General features: G+C 49.3%; 19 protein-coding genes. 15 read left to right on the top strand and 4 right to left on the bottom strand.

The window, feature by feature from the left end; translation table 11 throughout:
* Positions 1-16 precede the first annotated feature (16 nt).
* The 5 genes from ACYQ0C_RS17710 to ACYQ0C_RS17690 are packed head-to-tail and all read left to right on the top strand — an operon-like array spanning position 17 to position 3,863.
* Positions 17-991, top strand: a complete 975-nt coding sequence (locus ACYQ0C_RS17710) for a PRTRC system protein E (protein WP_025076689.1) — start codon at positions 17-19, stop codon at positions 989-991.
* A 4-nt stretch (positions 992-995) separates the two neighbouring features.
* Complete coding sequence (locus ACYQ0C_RS17705; RefSeq protein WP_025076688.1) at positions 996-1,217, top strand: PRTRC system protein C; 222 nt, start codon at positions 996-998, stop codon at positions 1,215-1,217.
* A 49-nt stretch (positions 1,218-1,266) separates the two neighbouring features.
* Complete coding sequence (locus tag ACYQ0C_RS17700) at positions 1,267-2,355, top strand: hypothetical protein (protein WP_025076687.1); 1,089 nt, start codon at positions 1,267-1,269, stop codon at positions 2,353-2,355.
* A 3-nt stretch (positions 2,356-2,358) separates the two neighbouring features.
* On the top strand, positions 2,359-3,078 hold the full coding sequence (locus ACYQ0C_RS17695; protein ID WP_025076686.1) for a prokaryotic E2 ligase family D protein: 720 nt from the start codon (positions 2,359-2,361) through the stop codon (positions 3,076-3,078).
* Complete coding sequence (locus ACYQ0C_RS17690; protein WP_025076685.1) at positions 3,075-3,863, top strand: PRTRC system ThiF family protein; 789 nt, start codon at positions 3,075-3,077, stop codon at positions 3,861-3,863. The genes ACYQ0C_RS17695 and ACYQ0C_RS17690 overlap by 4 nt, the downstream gene beginning before the upstream one ends.
* Before the next feature lie 15 nt (positions 3,864-3,878).
* On the opposite strand, the gene ACYQ0C_RS17685 is transcribed toward ACYQ0C_RS17690, so the two are convergent.
* The 4 genes from ACYQ0C_RS17685 to ACYQ0C_RS17670 form a co-directional block, all read right to left on the bottom strand.
* A complete protein-coding gene (locus tag ACYQ0C_RS17685; RefSeq protein WP_025076684.1) occupies positions 3,879-4,316 on the bottom strand; it encodes a helix-turn-helix transcriptional regulator in 438 nt (145 codons plus the stop codon).
* A gap of 51 nt (positions 4,317-4,367) precedes the next feature.
* Entirely contained in the window at positions 4,368-4,646 is a 279-nt protein-coding gene (locus ACYQ0C_RS17680; protein ID WP_025076683.1) for a hypothetical protein, read from the bottom strand.
* An 84-nt stretch (positions 4,647-4,730) separates the two neighbouring features.
* On the bottom strand, positions 4,731-4,892 hold the full coding sequence (locus ACYQ0C_RS17675; protein WP_175331240.1) for a hypothetical protein: 162 nt from the start codon (positions 4,890-4,892) through the stop codon (positions 4,731-4,733).
* A gap of 52 nt (positions 4,893-4,944) precedes the next feature.
* Positions 4,945-6,702 (bottom strand): AraC family transcriptional regulator, encoded by a 1,758-nt coding sequence (locus ACYQ0C_RS17670; protein ID WP_008156756.1) that lies wholly within the window; start codon positions 6,700-6,702, stop codon positions 4,945-4,947.
* Between the two features lie 236 nt (positions 6,703-6,938).
* Between ACYQ0C_RS17670 and ACYQ0C_RS17665 the strand changes: the two genes are divergently transcribed.
* From ACYQ0C_RS17665 to ACYQ0C_RS17620, 10 genes are all read left to right on the top strand, one after another.
* A complete protein-coding gene (locus tag ACYQ0C_RS17665; RefSeq protein WP_008156757.1) occupies positions 6,939-7,073 on the top strand; it encodes a hypothetical protein in 135 nt (44 codons plus the stop codon).
* A gap of 63 nt (positions 7,074-7,136) precedes the next feature.
* Positions 7,137-8,282 carry a hypothetical protein gene (locus tag ACYQ0C_RS17660; RefSeq protein ID WP_055299988.1) on the top strand — a complete coding sequence of 382 codons (1,146 nt, stop codon included), beginning with the start codon at positions 7,137-7,139 and terminating at the stop codon, positions 8,280-8,282.
* A gap of 15 nt (positions 8,283-8,297) precedes the next feature.
* Entirely contained in the window at positions 8,298-9,083 is a 786-nt protein-coding gene (locus ACYQ0C_RS17655) for a hypothetical protein (RefSeq protein ID WP_025076682.1), read from the top strand.
* A 7-nt stretch (positions 9,084-9,090) separates the two neighbouring features.
* Positions 9,091-10,389: a S41 family peptidase gene (locus ACYQ0C_RS17650; RefSeq protein WP_025076681.1), complete on the top strand. Its 1,299-nt coding sequence runs from the start codon at positions 9,091-9,093 to the stop codon at positions 10,387-10,389.
* A gap of 43 nt (positions 10,390-10,432) precedes the next feature.
* A complete protein-coding gene (locus tag ACYQ0C_RS17645; RefSeq protein ID WP_025076680.1) occupies positions 10,433-11,143 on the top strand; it encodes a porin family protein in 711 nt (236 codons plus the stop codon).
* Between the two features lie 71 nt (positions 11,144-11,214).
* On the top strand, positions 11,215-12,306 hold the full coding sequence (locus tag ACYQ0C_RS17640) for a hypothetical protein (protein ID WP_235783034.1): 1,092 nt from the start codon (positions 11,215-11,217) through the stop codon (positions 12,304-12,306).
* 90 nt (positions 12,307-12,396) lie between these two features.
* Entirely contained in the window at positions 12,397-13,692 is a 1,296-nt protein-coding gene (locus ACYQ0C_RS17635) for an NCS2 family permease (protein ID WP_217772433.1), read from the top strand.
* Positions 13,693-13,713: 21 nt separating this feature from the next.
* Positions 13,714-14,286 carry a hypothetical protein gene (locus ACYQ0C_RS17630; protein ID WP_025076677.1) on the top strand — a complete coding sequence of 191 codons (573 nt, stop codon included), beginning with the start codon at positions 13,714-13,716 and terminating at the stop codon, positions 14,284-14,286.
* Between the two features lie 22 nt (positions 14,287-14,308).
* Positions 14,309-16,834, top strand: a complete 2,526-nt coding sequence (locus ACYQ0C_RS17625) for a hypothetical protein (RefSeq protein ID WP_055299982.1) — start codon at positions 14,309-14,311, stop codon at positions 16,832-16,834.
* A gap of 24 nt (positions 16,835-16,858) precedes the next feature.
* Positions 16,859-18,730, top strand: coding sequence for a hypothetical protein (locus tag ACYQ0C_RS17620; RefSeq protein WP_242357712.1), 1,872 nt, complete (start codon positions 16,859-16,861; stop codon positions 18,728-18,730).
* Positions 18,731-18,966: the final 236 nt, after the last annotated feature.

Here is an 18,966-nt window from a genome sequence, read left to right as displayed (position 1 = left end):
TTTAATACATTAAATTATGTTTTTTACAGCAATCCACCAGATGATGACCGAAGGCGTGGATCTCACGCTTGTCATCCGCAAAGCGAACGGACAACTGACAGTATCTTTACTGCCAAAGTCGAACGGGCTGAAGGACGAAGCCCAGAACCACCTCGTACCACTGACCGTCAGCGGGCTGCCGCAGGAACTGGACGCGGGTTTCCTGCAAGCCGTCGCACGTCCTATACAGAAGACTACCGGATTGATTTCCAACATGGCGCAATTCGAGGCGCAGGCTGAGAAGGCCGCGTCCGAGAGCAAGGCGGCAAAGGAAACCAAAGCGAAGGAAACGAAAGAGGAAAAGGAGAAGCGGGAGAAGTACGAGAAACATTTCAAGAAAGCGGAGGAACTGATCGCCGCCAAGAACCACAAGGAGGCGGTTACCGCGCTCGGGCAGGCACGTCTTTACGCCAAACCACAAGACCAGAAGAAAATCGACGAGATGGTGGCGGAACAGACAAAGGCGATGAACAAGGGCAGCCTGTTTGAACTGATGGATGAACCGGCTCCACAGCCACAACAGCCGCAGGCACAACCGGCAGCCGCACCCCAACAACCACGGCAGGCTCCACAATATCCTCCGCAACCGCAGGCGCAGAGACCGATGGCAACGCAGGCTCCTGGCGGACAGCAGAGACCGGCAGCCAGCCCTCAGCAACAGCAGGCAATGTGGCCGCCGCAACAACCGCCACAGGGACCGGGACAATATTACCAGCCACAGTCGCAACCCTACATGGGACAGCAGCCAGTACCGCAACAGGCTCCACAACTCGCACACGGGGGATACCATGGGACACATTGGCAGGAGCCGGTACAGCACCCTGAAGAACTGTCCCCGCATTATCACGCCGGAGAGGATGAACCCAATTACCGTCCGGAGGATTACGAGGAATATCCCGATTTTCCGCAGTCTATGTTAGAAAATCATGTCTCACAATATCAAGCAGTATAAGATTATGGCACTCGAAGTAACAGGAATGACACGCTCATTCACATTCAAGAAAGGCAGCGGAATGGTAATGCTCGATGACCCCAACCCGTCGGACAGCCCCGAAATGGTCATGAGCTATTACTCCAACTTCTACCCGGAGCTGACAACGGCAACGGTACACGGACCGGTCATCAAGGACGACAAAGCCGTGTACGAGTTCAAGACCACCATCGGGACCAAAGGATAGGAAGCATGAAGAAGGAACGAAAGAAAAAGAACAACAAGAAAAGGAAACCATGTGTACCATTGGACGAACAACAGTCAAGGCAGCTGGCGAGGCTCATCATCGGCCAGACGCGGAGGAATGTACGGTACGGCGTGAACAGGGAAGAACGGATTGCGGCTCCAAGCGGGGCCGTAATTCTTTTCTAAGCACAGCCTTCATACCGCTGGCACAGAATAATCTTACCGTGGATTGTTACGACAGCGGCGAATGCAACAGTATAAACGTAATCACGCGGGATAACTACGAATTCCTGCGTGATTCGTATTTCAGGTATTCCCTGCTGTTGCAGAAGGAAGGCGTACACACGCCCGGAAACAGTGTCGGGGAAGGCATCGCCAATCTGTACGATGAAATGAACACGCTTGTCGGTGACGAACTGCATGTCAATATCGAGCAGGAAGGCGGCAGGCTTTTCTTCCGGCTGTGGAAATACCACAAGTGGGGAAGTTTCACGCTGTATTACTTTCCGGTGAAGTTTCTGAAATCGCTCAACCCTGTCTTGAGGAGGATTGCCATTACCTTTATCCATAAACTGATGAAAGCAAACGGCATTGATACATTCGTGGATTACGAAGAATCGGACTTTTTGTTTGAAATGCTTTCGGAGGATGACGGCAGCGACCCGGAGGAGTGGAAAGAACGCATGAAACTGCTGAACTCCTATCAGGAAGGGAAAATCGGCAGGCTGCTCAAACGGGTGGAAACGAAATCTTATTACAAGAACCTGCCGAAAGCGCTTGAGGCATATACTCCACAAAACGGGTTTGAACAGCCTTTGGTCGATGCGATGAAACGGGGTCTCCCGTTTCTGACGCCTGCACGGGGCATCATGCAATACGGTTATGACGCCTATTACTCGGAAAATCCGGACTTCCACCCGATGTATCTGCAACAGCAGATAAGGGTCGTGTATGACATCAACGACATCATATCCGACTATCTCGTTGACTATTACAATTCCTATAGCAGGGAGACCTACGACATCACTCCGGTGACTGCCCTTGACCTGTCGCCCGATACCGAAGAACTGTTCAGCATGGACGATTACCCGGAACGGTTCTTTCGGTGGGCGGACGAATTCATATCTTTAATCAGTTGAATTATGTTGGAAACGAATGAACTTACCCAAAAACTGAGGACGCTGCTCCATCCGAGGGCGGCGTTGATTGCCTATTCAGGCGAGAAAGACAACTCTTATGCCTCTGACAACAACTATTTTGTTGAGATAAGGGATATAGACGATAACGGAATGATGGGAGAAGGTCGGCCCGTCACGGTGGATTTCATGAACGAACTGGTGCGCGGTTATTCCGAAAACCACAGCACCACGCCATACGGCAGGATTCCGCCCAATATGCTGTGGTGCGACCCGCGCAAGGGCAGTGAGAGGTATATCTGGTACAATCCCCCGCAGAAACGGATGATGTTTTTCAAGGAATCCCTTCAAGTAGAGAATGCAAAATACAACCTGCCGGGAGTCATTTACGTGGCAGGTGGCAGTTCGTTGAGTATATATGCTTACAAGGACAAGAAACTGACGGAAAAGACGGGTCTTTATGCCGCACCGTTCTTCAACGTGACAGGGGCAAATGTCTGTCTGGGTTCCGCTAAAATAGACAAGCCGAGAGATTTGACCTACAAAAACCTGTTGGAGTATTGGGAGAAGAAGTTCTGGCTGACGGAGTTCTCGCACTTGGGTGGCGGAGGCAACCCGACCAGATCCAACCTGGTCCTGGTGACGAAAGCCGCCAAGGACAAGCCTTTCAATACTGACGAACTGAAACCTTTGAATAACTTGAAACTGAAAGACATATTGAAATGAAAAGAGTACACTACATAGACAATTATCTGCTGAACCCGCAACACCCGGTCACTGTGAACCTGATCGGCGCGGGAGGAACCGGCTCGCAGGTACTGACCTGCCTGGCACGGCTGGACGTGACATTGCGGGCACTCGGACATCCGGGACTGTTCGTCACGCTCTACGACCCTGACATCGTTACGGATGCCAACATCGGCCGTCAGCTTTTCGGCAGTTCCGACCTGGGGCTGAACAAGGCGCAATGCCTGATTACCCGTGTGAACAATTTCTTCGGCAATGACTGGAAAGCGGTACCGGATATTTTCCCGACCGTACTGAAAGATGCCAGACGGGACGACATGGCGAACATTACCGTCACCTGTACCGACAACATCAAGTCACGGCTTGACTTATGGAACGTATTGAAAGCCGTGCCCGCCTCGAATTACCGTGATTACGAGACACCGCTTTACTGGATGGATTTCGGGAACACACAAAGTATGGGGCAGGTTGTGCTGGGAACCATACCCAAGAAAATAAAACAGCCCGCTTCCGAGTTGTACAAGACTGTCGATTCGTTGAAGGTCATTACCCGGTTCGTGAAATACGCGAGGGTGAAGGAGGCGGATTCAGGACCGAGCTGCTCCTTGGCGGAGGCGTTGGAAAAGCAAGACTTGTTCATCAACTCCACACTGGCGCAACTCGGTTGCAATATCCTGTGGAAGATGTTCCGTAACGGGATGCTGGAATATCATGGGCTGTTTCTGAATTTGGAGACAATGAAGGTGAATCCGATGGTTGTATAAATATGTAATTGATGATTATAAACCGTTTTTCCCTTTGTTGAAGCGTTCCTGCAATACTTTTTTAAGGTTGTCAGATGATTGCAGGCCGAGTTTTTTTCGGATATTGCTGCGTTGACATGTGATGTTACTTTCCGATTTTCGCAATATAGAGCACACCTCATTCAGCGATTTTCCCATGATTACGAGTCGATATATCTCTATTTCCGAAGGAGACAGTTCGGGAAAGATTTCAGTCAAGCTGTTCCGTTCCATTTCCATTGCCAGCATAGCCTCTTTTACGTTGGATATGACATTGTTGCGGACTTCATCACTCAATAATTCAAGCAGGTTTTTTGTCTCCGCCGCCTCGTGTTCCATTTTCGAGAGCCTGATGTACGCCATCACCTGCTCCTTTTTTATATTCAGAAAGCCGAGAATTTCCTCCTCATCGTGCTTCAGACCGGTGTTTTTCATTGTTCAGATTCCGTATATTCCTCACCAGCAGATTACCAAGCACGGTAACAGCTACGACATCACCATGTACAGAGTGGCGAAATTTTTCAGTATGCTGTTATCCGTAATCACAACGCAGGCCATGTACGTAATCATACCTATGCCACCGAGTATATATGGAACTTTTCTGAGCTGTCCTATGAGGGAAAACATGACGTTGGCCACCAGCAGCACCATGTTTCCCACGATGAGCATGATGTTGTATTCCGACCGGAACAGCGCACATAGCAGCATCTCGTTGCAGGTGAACAGCTGGGCTACAACCGTCATCACGCCGAATGTATGCCGCATGGATATCCGGTTTAGTCTGTATGCAAGGACAAGCATCAGTGATATGCCGAGGAATATGCAGTTCAGCATGAGCGGCAATCTGTCCTATGGACCGGACAGTCCGGTCAGGTTTACGACAAGGCCGGTTATTAGTGTCAGTGAATACAGGATGAACGTTATCATCTGTTGTCCGGCAAGCTGCAACGGATCTTTCCCGACGGTCGGAAACATCCTTGAAAATATGGCATAAATCGGGGAATTTTCCATAAAATAAGCTCTTTTAGTTTATATTGGGATAGAAAGTTAACGAAAAACCAGCCTACTCTATTTTAGTGCGCATATATTGTGCAGGCGTCATTCCCGAAATCTTGACAAAAGCCCTGTAGAATGTGCTACGGCTGTTGAAATTGGCCTCTTCGGCAATCGCATCAACAGAAAGATAAGGTTTTTCTTTCATCAATTTGATGGAATACTCTATTTTTAGCCTATTCAAATAATCGTTGAAATTATCAGAGCCAGCATATCTCCGCAGTAAGGGACTGAGGTCATTCTTGCTGATACCGACGACACGTATCAAGTCATCACGTCCGAATCCGGGTTTCAAGAAAAGCTTTTGTTCGACAAGCAGGCTTTCCATCTTCATGAAACGAGCATATTCTTCATCACTATTTATCCCCGGAGTTGTCACATCCGTTTTTGCGGTGGCTGTTAATTTCTCTTCATCAGGAAAGGATGAGTCGGCTTCGATTTCTATCGTTGGTTCATGAGTATCCTTTGTTTGTGTAAACACCTTACGCAATTCTTCACGTTGTGCTAACAATTCGTCTATCTGTTTGGCCGCGATACGGTTTCGCCTCTTTGTCTTTTGCAAATTCGCAAAAGTTATCCAAAAGATGATAAAAAGTAAAACCAACAAAATGCACGAACTTACCAGCAAAAGCATACGCCGTTCAGACAGAGCATGGGATTTAGCCAACAACAATTCTTTCTCTTTCAGCTCAAATTTGGTAGCGAACTCTTGTGCCTTGCTCTTGCTCTCACGAGTATAAATGCTGTCCTGCACCACGTAGCAACGTTGCATGGAAGCATCGGCCAGATCAAAACGCTTCATACCACGGCAAATCCGTGTACGATATTCAAGCAGGAGTAGATACTCATAACTTATGGTGTCGTTTGTAAAGGCTGACAGGCAGGCTTCGTTAAGTGATGCCGCCTCCTGATAACGACCTGCATCCAGCAGGTAGGGAATACCGAATTGTTTTCCGGTAAGTGTTTGTGAAAAGTGGGAAGACTGATATTTTCCGTATATTTCCTCAGCCTTTTCTTTCTCTCCATTCTTATACAGCAACACGGCCATTTTGGTATAAAGGAATCCGTATTGTTGGTCGATGTACCCCGGAGGAGGGCCAGGTTGTTCGCTCATGCGTTGTATGACAATTTCACGCTTGTAGCCAGTTTCGATTGCCTTAGACGTCTGTTCTTGGTTTATGAGAAATGTCATGTACTCACCATAAAGGGTAGAAAGTCTGGACATTTCACGAACATCGTCCGTCCCCTCCAGTAAATCCACAGCTTGTTCAAAACATTCTTGTGCTCTTGTATTGTTTTTCATACCTATATAAGTACGCGCCATGGTAGAAAGTATCACTGCCTCTTCTTTTTTATAACCTAAAATGCGTGCTTGACGGATAGCTTCTTGACATACGGAAATGCCTTCCTCATACTTATTCTGTGTTTCTAATACTCCTGCCAACATCTCCATAAAAGGCAGACAGCGTTCTGGTATCAAACGTATTGAATCGTTTTGCAACGCACGGCGCACACAAGTTTCCTTGGCTGTCAAGTCGTGCTTGATTTCATAACACATAGCACGTAACAAATCAATCCGGAAGGGAGTGATGCCGGAAACCGAACTTCTCTCGGCCTCGTCCAACAGTTGTAAAGCACTATCGGGATAGTTTACATATATAGAACGAATCGTACGCTCGGTCAACAGACTGTCTGAAACCGTCGCCCCCGTACGAAAAGGGTTAACCACCCAAAGTATGAAGAATACCAAGATACAACTCAATCTCATTTTTACCATATTAAAAACACCTACAAAAGTAACAAATCGCTTTGATTAAACCAAAGAATTGACACTTTAGCATTGCTATTCTCTGTAGATTTTTTGGTTCAAACTTGTATTGATAGTCATTGTAACTAATTATATGTCAGCACACATGGACAAATTGAGATATGTAGAGACAATTTGAGACAAACGGGCTCGGAAAGTTCGCTTATTTTTGTTGGAGTAAAAAAATCCCGATTATTATGAGACGAAACAGAACACCATTCAGACGCTTTTTACCTATGGACACAGATGTTGCGTCCATGATTCAAATAGTCGCCATAATCATCGCTTTGGTTATTGTGATGGTGTCTATTGTTTTTTTAGTGACCGGATAATGTATGGGGAACATATAGAACAATAAGAAGTAAAACAAATACTAATCAAAAAAAGAATCAAAAATGAAAAGAAGTAATTTATGGAGAAGTGTATCTGCCCTGTTGATGGCAGGTTGTATCTGTTGCACCATGCCGTCATGCAGCGATGACGATGCACCGGCAGTCATTGAAGCCGCACAGCCGACTGCATCCGCTTATGAACTGAATGAAGCGGGCGAGGTTGCCTTGGAATTTGAAGTAGTCCCCGGAGACGCCCAAGTAGATGAGGTGACGATCGTAGGAGGAAACAGCGCGTTCGAATCAAAAGGTTTCACACCCAAAGGAAATGGCAAATGGCTGTTGAACGCCAAAGTAACCGACTTCACGCAGATCAAGCAAGACAACGCCATCACCCTGTCCGTTGGCCAGACCGGTGGAGCATCCAGCGAGGTTATGCTTACTGTGATTGACCCCTACACCATCGAAAACAAGTTCCAACTGGAACAGCCCAAAGGGTTCAACTACTACAGTGCCGACAAAGAAAACTTGTATGCAACCGGCCTTCCGGTAGCCCTCAAGCCTCTGCTGCCGGAAAACCTCGACCTGATCGATACAGAAAACATCAAGGTGGTTGACGGAACTCCATCCCATCCGATAGGCGTTGCCCACTTCATCAAAACTCCTTTGGAAGGCGAGGTTGGTTTCACACTGAGGATAAATCCCGAAAAGCTGGAAGAGGTGCAGAAAGCCATCCCGACATTCAGTCCGCTTGACTTCAATGTGCAGCTCACTTCCAAGAACAACCGTGTAGCCAGCCTGCCGCTGACAACGATGGCTTGCACACCGCTGACAACCGTTGAAGACGACGCGCTGACCGTATCGGTAGCCGAACTGAGTAACCCGGACTTCGAAAAGGAATTCGACATCGATGTAACCCACAAACTCAGACACATCGGTATATTGGAAAAGACGAATTTCGAGGCGGTAGAGATGGGCTTGCTGAATGAGAAAGGCGAACCGGTGGACGACGCGCCTTTCATCGTGGGCTTGTTCGACACAGATGCCAACGGCAATACCAAATGTAGCGTGAGCCTGATGGGAGATGCTGAATTCAACTACGCTCCGGGCACCTACTACTACGTACAGCGTTGCAGCCAACCTTGGAAATACAACGGCAAGACATACAACCCTGTTTGTGCCGACATGAGATTCAAAATCGTCATCGAGTAAACGGATTACCAAAGGATGAAACAATTCTTTGATACGGATTGGTGGAAAAACACGACCGGATGTACGGTGGGTACCATAATCGGTATCCTCCTCACATTCGGGACGAGTTTCCATTTGGAGAACCGAAACAAAGCGGAGATGGCACGGAAGACCGTGCTGCTCACCTTGCACAACCTGGACGCATCCACCCGGAACATGCAGACGCTCTTGGACGAGTTGCAGCAATACGACACGCTTTTCACACGGGCCGCTTCTCTTATGCCCGACCGCTTGGGAGAGATGGGAGACGACTCGTTGCGAATATTCATCAACGCCTTCGGCTCACGCCGATTGCTGATGACGGACTATACCACGAGCAGCATCTTCTCCAACAGTTTCGAAGTATGGCAATGCCTGGACGACGAGAAGGTGATCGGGCGGATAGGCAACTGTTATAGCGTGCTGGATGTGTGCAACGAAGAGTACAAAAGAATGGAAGCATTGCGTATGAAAGCCTTTCAAGCCTACTGGGGCGAGTGTCCGCCTATGGACTACCCGGACGTTGAAAAGGCGGCAAAGGCGCTCCTCATGCGGAACGACGTGCGGTATGTGTTGCAAATACATCCCAACATCACGCAAATGTTGAGAAACACCCACGACATTGTCTGCCAGTTGAACGAGCGCAACAAACAGGTGCTCCGCATCACACAGGAGGAACTGGATGAAGCAGGGAAACTGTTGGAGAAAAACTCCTACGACATCGATTCGGACGATATACAATCCCCGGAAAACAATTTGAATGAAAACGAAGGAAACGAATAAAACAACAATGAGTAAAATTAAAATAAATATATGGATACTGGCCACCCTGTTGGCCTTGCTGACCGCCTGCCGCGATGAGGCGGATGATGTGATACAACCCGGCATGCTCGAAGGTAAGAATACGCTGACCGAACAGTTTGACATCATCTGGAACGGAATCAACCAAAACTATGTGTTCTGGGAGATAGACCCGACCGATTGGGATGCCGTCTACACCCAGTATCGCCCGCGCTTTGAAGAGCTGGACAAGAAGGAAAACGTTCCGACAGCCGACTTGCAGAAACTCTACGAGGAGGTATGCGGCACGCTGATCGACCATCACATGAATATCAAGGTGAAAAACCTGAAGCCCGCCCCCGGCGATCAAACGGACATCGTCTCTGTCCATCCCGGCGGGATGGAAGTGTCAAAACGGGAAGACTTCTTTCTGGATATCCCCCGCGAAGGCTTCCAAGTGTATCGCAACAAGCTGAAAGCAGCGGGGCGCATCACAAACGACTACGAGTTCGTCAACAACAACCCCGAAGCCGGCTTTGATCATCTGTTCACCTACGTTATCGACAATGATATCCTTTACCTGAGATTCAGCAACTTCGCAATCATCGAACAGATATCTAAAGCGGACAACCCGGAGAATACCGAAGCACGTGAAGCGAAGGAGGTCTATTGTGAATATATGAACCAACTCGTGTTCAACCAGAAGATCAAAGGAGTCATCGTCGATGTGCGCAACAACGGGGGAGGCTTTTTGTGGGATATGTTCACCATACTGGGACCGCTGCTGAAGGAAGACATACATGTGCTCGACACAAAGACTAAGATGGGACTGGGACGCTTGGACTACGGCGAATGGAATCCCTTCAATGCACAAGTTACCACACAACGGCAAGTAGGAGAAATGTTGGACTGGGATGGAAAACTGCCCGAAACCGACTGCATCGGCGACCGGAAGTTAGTGTTGCTGACAGACAATTGGTCGGTGAGTATGTCGGAAATGACAGCGGCAGCAGTCAAGCAGCTGCCTTACGCCACGGTGATAGGCCAGCGCACGTTCGGCGGCCTTGGCCCCTTGACTACTAACACCCATACCTCCTTTTCCGGACAGTTTGGCGACAGGAATTTAGAAAATACAAGCTACTTTGTTTATACCAGCACATGGATGTCGCGCACACACGATGGCGAACAGCTGGAAGGCATAGGGATCACACCAGACATTCCGGTGAAACAAGATTTCGAACGGTTTACCAAACAGCACATAGACGACCAGCTGGCATACGCCATCGACTTCCTGCATGGCAAGAAATAAGAGAGCTACATGACATTGTATAACAACTGATAAGAAAGAAAATATGAAACAAAACAAATGGATAATAACCGGCCTGCTGTTCTTTGCTGCCATCTTCCTGCCCGACCAAGCTGCCGCGCAATGGAAAGTAGGGCTAAATGCCGGATATACCTATAACAGTTATAGCATCGACACACAATATGCCTACGACTTCAACTACGACGGCCTGGGCGGTCTGACCGTGGGTATCCCTGTGGAATATGGCATTCTGGATTGGTTGGCGGTACGCGCCGACCTCACTTACCTGCAAAAGGGGCACTCGATGTCCCGCGCCTACAACCCCACCTACCGCGACCGCCGCGACCATTACCTCGCGCTGCCCGTGATGGCACGCTTCTCTTTCGGGGGTGAAAAGGTACGCGGATTCCTCCATGCCGGAGGTTACATGGGCTACTGGGCGAAAAGCTGGGTGCAGGGTATGGAGGAGAGCAAGAGCTCCATACTGGATGACTTGATGGCAGATAAAGACCCGGACGTTTTCGTCGCTTACGACCATAAATATGAGTTCAACTCCACGCGCGACAACCGCTTTGATGCCGGTCTGGTGGGTGGCGTAGGTCTATCTTACCGCATCCGCCCGCATATCGAGGTGGAAGCAGAAGGTCGTTGCTACTACGCGCTGACTTCCATCACCAAGGATTATATGAAGCATACCAAACAACCGCAATACAACACCACTTTCGCCCTGCAGGTCGGAGTGAAGTATTGTTTTTAACAAACAAGGGGCAAGCCTCCTAAAAGCAAAGAGTTATGAACAAAACATCTATACGCAACCTTCTCATTTTAATGGTTCTATCTATTAGCCTCGCGCAGCCGGTAATGGCTCGTGAGGCAACGAAGAATGCCGACGCACCGGTGTCGCTGACGATACAACAGGCAGGACACATGCCCAACGGCTCGCTATTCAACCCCACACTCCAATTGGAAGTGAAAGCCCCGGCTCCGCTCCCTGCCGACGAGGCAGTGCTGATGCTCCGCGTGTATCGCCAAAGCGAACAAGCACCTTTAACCAAGCAAGACATCTACCTGACCGGAGCGGCAGAAGGTATCAACCATGCGCTGCATGCGCCATCCGCCACTTGGGCAGATCAGGTGACACTGTCGCCGTTGGCAGGCGGAACACGCCATTATTACACCTTCTCGCTCGTGACTAACCGGAAGGAGTACTTCAGCAACACCGTGGTGGGCGACATCCCTGCCCTGCCCAAAGCAAAAGCAGAGGCAAAGGGTGAAATACGCACCCTGCCCGTAGTGTTCCACCTCTTTGACCATCCGAGCTTGCCCCAAATTCGTTTTGATGACGAAACGGTGCGCGAATGGATAGCAGCCGCCAATGCCGTGCTGGGCAATGCCGCCGCGACAGCCGGACTGACCGACACCCGTGTGCGGTTGGAAGCTGCCCGTCAAGCACCCGACGGCACGAAGCTGGCAAAAGCAGGCATACACCATAGCAACGACAACCCTATAATCTGTTTAGACGGTCGTGAGAATGCGTTGAATCTGGACCATCCCGACCTGTATTGGAATCCGGATGCCTACCTCAATGTCGTTATCTTGCCTTTTACGCTGACTGCCAACAACATCTACGGGCAATACCCGCAGTTTCCCGAAGGTTACCAACTCTCCGGTTGCCATACCGTGAAGCAACCCACGCTGCCCCATGTCATCTACATCAACAGCTTAGTGGAACCCATACACGGGATTTCCTTTTTCCTGACCGGACTGGGTTCTTACTTAGGACTGACGGAGGAACAGAGTAGCGGTGTCTACGGACTCGACCCATCGAAAAACACCCATTTAGGATGCACACCGCAGCAGGCGGAAAGAATCGAATATACGCTGAAGCATGCTTGGAACACAGCTAAATCAATGAAATAATAGAAATAATATTAGAAAATAACCGGTCAATAAACGCTTTTGTTGCGAATGTCGCAACAAAAGCGTTTATCAAAAAATAACCGAAAAGATATGCTAAAGAAATTACTGGGTTTCGACTCCACGACCATGACACTACGCACGGAGAGCATCGCCGGAATCACCACCTTCCTTACCATGAGCTACATCCTTGCGGTGAACACCTCTATTCTCTCTTCCACCGGAATGGACAAGGGTGCCGTGTTCACGGCTACCGCTCTTGCCACCGCCCTCTCCACCCTGTTGCTTGCCTTCATGGCAAAGCTGCCCTTGGCACAGGCACCCAGCATGGGGATCAATGCCTTCTTCGCCTTCACACTGGTACAGGGTATGGGTTACCCGTGGCAAGTGGCTATGGCTGCCTTGTTTGTGGAGGGGCTTATCTTCATTCTCATCACTTTCTTCAACGTGCGCGAGATTGTGCTGAACAGCATACCTGCCACGCTGCGCTACGCCATCTCGGTAGGTATCGGGATGTTCATCGCCTTTATCGGACTAAAGAACGCCGGCATCATCGTCTCCGACCCGGCTACGTTCGTGACGTTCGGCCCCTTCACGCCCGTCTCCGTGTTGGCATTGACAGGCATCCTGCTGAGTGGCTTGCTCGTGGTTAAGCAGGTGAAGGGAGCCTTGTTTTATAGCATCCTGATTTGTACGCTCATCGGCATTCCGTTGGGGGTGACTACGATTCCCGAAGGGTTCCTGCCCATCTCCACGCCCCACTCGCTGGCTCCCACCTTCTGTCAATTCGACTTCAGCCAGCTGTTCACGCTCGACATGGCGGTGATCATCTTCACCCTGCTGTTCATGGATATGTTCGACACCATCGGCACACTGGTAGCCCTTACCTACCGGATCGGGATTGTGAAAGAGAACGGCGAAATCCCCCGTGCCAAAGAGACTATGCTGGCCGATGCCATCGGTTCCACCTTTGGAGCCATACTGGGTTGTTCTACGATTACCACCTACTTGGAGAGTGCTTCGGGCGTTGCCGAGGGCGGACGTTCCGGCTTCACCTCGCTGGTCACCGGAGGGATGTTCCTCTTGGCCATCTTTTTCGCCCCCATCTTCCTGCTCATCCCCGGTGCTGCCACGACCGGAGCACTGGTGCTGGTGGGTGTCTTTATGATGGAGTCCATCACTCAAATAGACATGAAGAATATCGCGGAGGCACTTCCTGCGTTCATCACCATCATAACCATGGTGCTGACCTACTCCGTTGCCAATGGCATCATCTTGGGTATGCTCTGTTATGTGTTGCTCAAACTGGGCACGGGCAGACACCGGGAGGTTAGCCCTACCATGTATGTGCTGTCGGTGTTGTTTCTCCTCAAATTCATATTCACGTAAACCCCTATTATAATAATGTATATGGAAAAGAAGTTTTTTATGATTGTACTTGCCGCAATGATGGCAATGGCCGCATTCACTGCTTGTGGCGATGACGATGCGTCCCGGACAATGTCGGGCGGAGAGATGTTGAAAAATATCAGTATGGTAATTGCCGACCAGGCCGATGCCGAAAAACTTTATCAGGCAGAGGAGGATGCCCCTAATATGATACTGGTTGCCGACTCGAAAGAGGCTGCCCACAAACTGTGCGAACGCCTGATTGCCGACACGTGGGACGGCAAGCCGCGCACGGTCAAACTCCCAGACGACTGCGGCATCATCTCGCTTGCGCCCGCTGCGGACGAGAGTATCTTTTGCACCGTTTCGTTCACCGGGCTAAAGAGTTGCGACCATCCGGTGTTCTCCCTTACCATCGCTCCCAAGGAGTACTTGGATGGAGACAACCCCAGCCATTACCATGAACAGCGCGAACCGCTATGTGTATGGAGATGTGGCGATTGCAGTTGGTGGACCAATGCCGGTGTGCCCATCGGCAATAAATGCGGTCGTTGCGGAAGCAAGAATATTATCGAACCTAAGAGACAAAGATAAATAATCCATAATAACAAACGAAATGAGAACAAATCTATCCATCAAAGCCCTTTCCCTGCTATTGGCAGGAATGATGACATTCGGACTTGCCTCGTGCAAGGACGACGAAATAGCTTCCGACTTTGACGAGCCGGATGTGAATATCCCCATTCCCACCGAAGATGAGGTGAAGACGACCGTGGGAAAGACCTACGCCGTGTTTGGCGAGCAATTTGACGAAGTGACCCCCTACGTGCTGAAACGCATGACCGGACAACGCTACAATTATACACCTGCTGACACGGAGATAGCAGACGACGTGGAGGTAGTGTTTATGGATACCAAAGCACTGACCGGTATGAACGAAGAGATGGCCTACGAACTCAAAGAGTTGTACGACCGCGATGGGGTCATTTACATGCACAAGCCCAATGCCTTGGCGCTTGCCTTCTTCCAGATGCTTGTGAACGATGAGTTGGACGACTTCATGGAGTGGATGGAAGAGAATACGGGCGGTGGCAAAATCGACACCCGCACTGCACAAGATGGTGACCCGCTGACGCGTGACAGTTACATCCTCTCGCGCAACAGCTCCCTCGACATGCAGGACATCTACGATGGAAAAGAGATCACCCGTGAAGCAACCGTCACCGAAATAGACGAAAACGGCAAGGAACAGACCCGGACCGTCACCGAGACATTCACACCCACCGAACCCACCGACTACGAGTACGGACTCTTTGCCGAAAGCGTAGCGAAATGGCTGAACGATGATGGTGTCCAGACGAAAACACGTGCCAACGGAGGTGCAGACTTGGAAATGCCCTATACAAAGACCATTTTGGCACCTTGCCGCGTACAACGCATAGGAGACGACAAGCAGATAACCGCCAACGCTGAGATTACAATACGGGCTGCATCGCTCTACTCTCCACAGGAGAATGAAGACTTCTACTATGTGACAGTGGAACAGATGATACCGGTGGAATCATTCGCCAAAGGAGAATATTATTTTAAGAGCCGTACAGGTCCCATCATGACTGCGCAAGTACATAGAGCAAGAGGATATACCTATGGTTCACACGCCATCGATTTGCCCCAATTGGAAGCAGATGGGTATAATGTAACAACCGGTAATCTTCAGCCACTTGCCAAAGGGGCGGTGCCCACAACCCTGTCTGTAGATGGATGGGCGGCAGGCTCCGACGTATGCCAGGACAACACGATTGTGGGTAAGCTGGAAAGCACGTATCATCCCGAAGTATTGGCCTTGGCACCGGAAGAGAGACTCACCAAATTCTACTATGAGCCATCTGAGACCCATAATGGAAGCAAATATTGGTTTTACTTTTCGAATGAAGCAGACAACTATTACACATTGAAATTCCTTGACCTATCTCATCCTAACTGTAAGAATGTCGTTACACGACAATCGTTCACCTATAAAGTGAGTAATACGGCAAAGAGGGGCTTAAACCCCTTCAAGATGAAGATACACAACAAATTCAGATTCCACGTGGCATGGAAAATGCAATCTGGAGGAGAGTGCTTTAAATATGTCGACATCTACGATGATGTAATCACCGCCTCACTGCCTGCGCCTAACCGGTATATAAGCAAACACACCATTGCCCCCGATGAAAAGTATTCCGACTGGAATACCGTGGAAACCCTCCTGAATAGCTGCCGGCAATACAAGGAACTGAAGGACAACCAGTATTGCCGCGATTCCGAGAACTCGCTGAAAAACCTACTGGAGAGAAAATGGTATGAAGCAAAGCAGGCATTAGAAAAGAAAAATCTTGACCTTTCGGCTGTAAAGAACAACTATATCATTCGCATGACCAACGGAGAAGGGAAAGAAATAGGTTCGCCCCTCTACATCGGTCCCAACGGTGTGAATCTCTTTGGGAAAGGTAGCTACTACATGAGCGACGGCAGCTTCCTCCCCGCCAAAACAAAGCTGACCGAGGAGCAGAAGCGTAACTGTATAGGTATCGTTTGTGTAGGCAGAACAAGCGACAGTGAGCTCCCCAATGGAATCAATGGCTTTGCCATAGCACTGCACGATGCCAACCAGACACCCTGTGCGTGGGGCGACGCTACCCCCTTCAGCAAAAAGGGCTCTAACAATTGGTTGCCCATTAATCATGGTGCAGGTTACAACAATACCCATAACCTGATGCTGGCTGCCGCCCAAAAAGACGGGAAAGAGCCAAGCAAGGAGTGGTATCCTGTCCTGTACTACGCCCTCAACTATCCGGTGGCAAACCCCAAATCCAACAAAGGTTGGTTCCTCCCTTCAAGGAATGACCTGCTGGATGCCACCTCTCTTTCCGACGAGGCATTCGAGAAGGCTGGAGGAGATCCGCTGGTGAGAGACCGGGTGTATGCCAGCAGTTCACTCTTTGAGGAGTTAGAGGATTTAGGGAACTTCAATTACAGGTTTTACAATTTGGTGACCACTTGCGTGCTTCGAGGCGAAAACAAGGATGTAGAGTTTGGATACAAAGCGCACTTCAATGCCGAAGATGAGATATTTTACGTAAGACCGTTCATCGCATTCTAATCATTAGAAACAAGACATTACGATATGACAACAAATCTATTAGTCAAATACCTCTCCCTCCTGATTGGAGGGATGATGGTGCTCGTCCTTGCCTCGTGCAAGGACGACGAATTGGCTCCCGACTTCGACGAGCCGGAAGTGAATATTACCATTCCCACCGAAGATGAAGTGAAGACGACCGTGGGAAAAACCTACGCCGTGTTGGGCGAGCACTTCGACGAAGTGACCCCCTACGTGATGAAACGTATGACCGGACAACGTTACAGTTACAGTCCCGCCGCCACGGAACTGGCTGACGACGTGGAGATAGTCTTTCTGGACTACGATGCGTTGATGGAAATCAGCGAGGAGATGGTGTATGAGATAAAGGAGGTATTCGACCGTGGCGGAGCCGTCTATCTGCACAGGCCCAATGCTCTGGCACTGATGTTCTTCGACCTTGTCATGTACGACGAACTGGACGATTTCATGGCGTGGCTGGAAGAGCAATTGAAGGATGGAGGTGCCCAAACCAAAGCAGGCGGAAAAAGTAACCCGCTGGAACGTGATTCTTACATCATACGCCGCAACGACCATCTTGACCTGCGTGACATCTACAACGGTGAACAGGTTACCATCGAAAGATTCGTTACCGAAGAAACAGAAGACGGCAACGAGCAAACCCACGCCGTTACCGAAAGCCTCACACCGGACGAGCCCTCTGACTACGAATACGGACTCTTTGCTGAAAAAGTGGCGGAATGGCTGAACGGAGAAACCAAGACACGCGCATCAGACGGCGAAATGCTGAACTCAGCGGCTCTGGAAACCATCCTCCTCCCTTGTGTCCTCAAACGTCAGTTCGATGAAAAAACTTTTACTTGCCAGGCAGAACTCAAAGTATGGGTATCTACCCTTTATAACTTTGAGACCAAGCAGGACTACTATCATGTGCTGTTGGAAGAGACATACCCGGGTGATAAGTTCAAGTTTGGCCAATATTACAGTAAGAAGGTCAACAAATGGGGCCAGCGTCAGAAAGCAGCCGGATATACTTATGGCGGCCTATATGTGAAACCCACACTGGATACGGAAGGTTATACCTTGAAAGATATGTGGAACCCGCAGCCGGAGAACGAAGGAGCGATACAGAAGATAGAAACTATCGACGGATGGAACCTGAACAGCCAATTAGGATACAGTGACGGGCTGACAGCCTTACTGACCGGTGGCTTCACGCACCAACAGACGGTGAGCAATGTGAGCAAGGAAATCAATATAAACCTCCAGAAGAGTGGTACCGGATATTATTGGAAGTATGATATACCGCACAAATACGAATATAGCAAAGGGGCAATATCTGCTGTAACCAATGGCAAGCTAATTTCAGAACCGGACAAGAACTCCATCAGTACCACGGTCTGCAAAACGCGCCAATCATGGAACTGGTTGGTAAACAATACCGAAAGACGTGGTAACAAGGCGTTCTATATGGATCTCGCCCTTACATTGTATGCTAAACACGCCTATTTTGCGAAATTCAGAGCTGGTCATGAAGAATCTGTTTACAACAACCCTAAACTCCGCATCGAGCTACCCGTCCCCAACCGCTTCACCAAGAACTACTCGGTAGTGGCAGACAATTATCAAGATGACAAAGAGATGGAACTTATCCAAACGTTCCTGAACAGCGTCCGAGAGTACAAGGATATTTCAAAAGGCTATTGTGCGCCTGAAGAAAAGATTCTGGACAGGCAGATGGAGGAGCGTTGGAACAAAATGCTGAAAACGTTGGAGAGCTTCGGTTCTAAGTTCTCCGGTTTGAAAAACGCATACACCTTCCGGTTGAAAGACAACAAAGGCAAACAAATCGGTCGCAACCTGCGTATTAGTAATAAAGGAGTAAACAAATATTAAAAATGATGAAACTGAAGACATACATTCCTCTTATCCTCGTCTTGCTGCTCATGCTTGCATGCGACAAGGTGACTAATAACTATTACACCGAGGATCCCGAAACCCAAAACTCACCCGACTTCGAGCCGGGTGAGTGGCTGACGGAAGCACGCTCACTGTGCTACTACGGTCTGCTTGATGACGGCTACTCGCTCTATCCCGGTTGGTTACTGCAAGCCGACGGGGTGAAACGTGCC

It is taken from the genome of Phocaeicola sartorii JCM 17136 = DSM 21941 (genome assembly GCF_054653615.1).
Note: the sequence above shows the minus strand (reverse complement) of the source record. Positions and strands in the feature narration are given on the sequence as shown.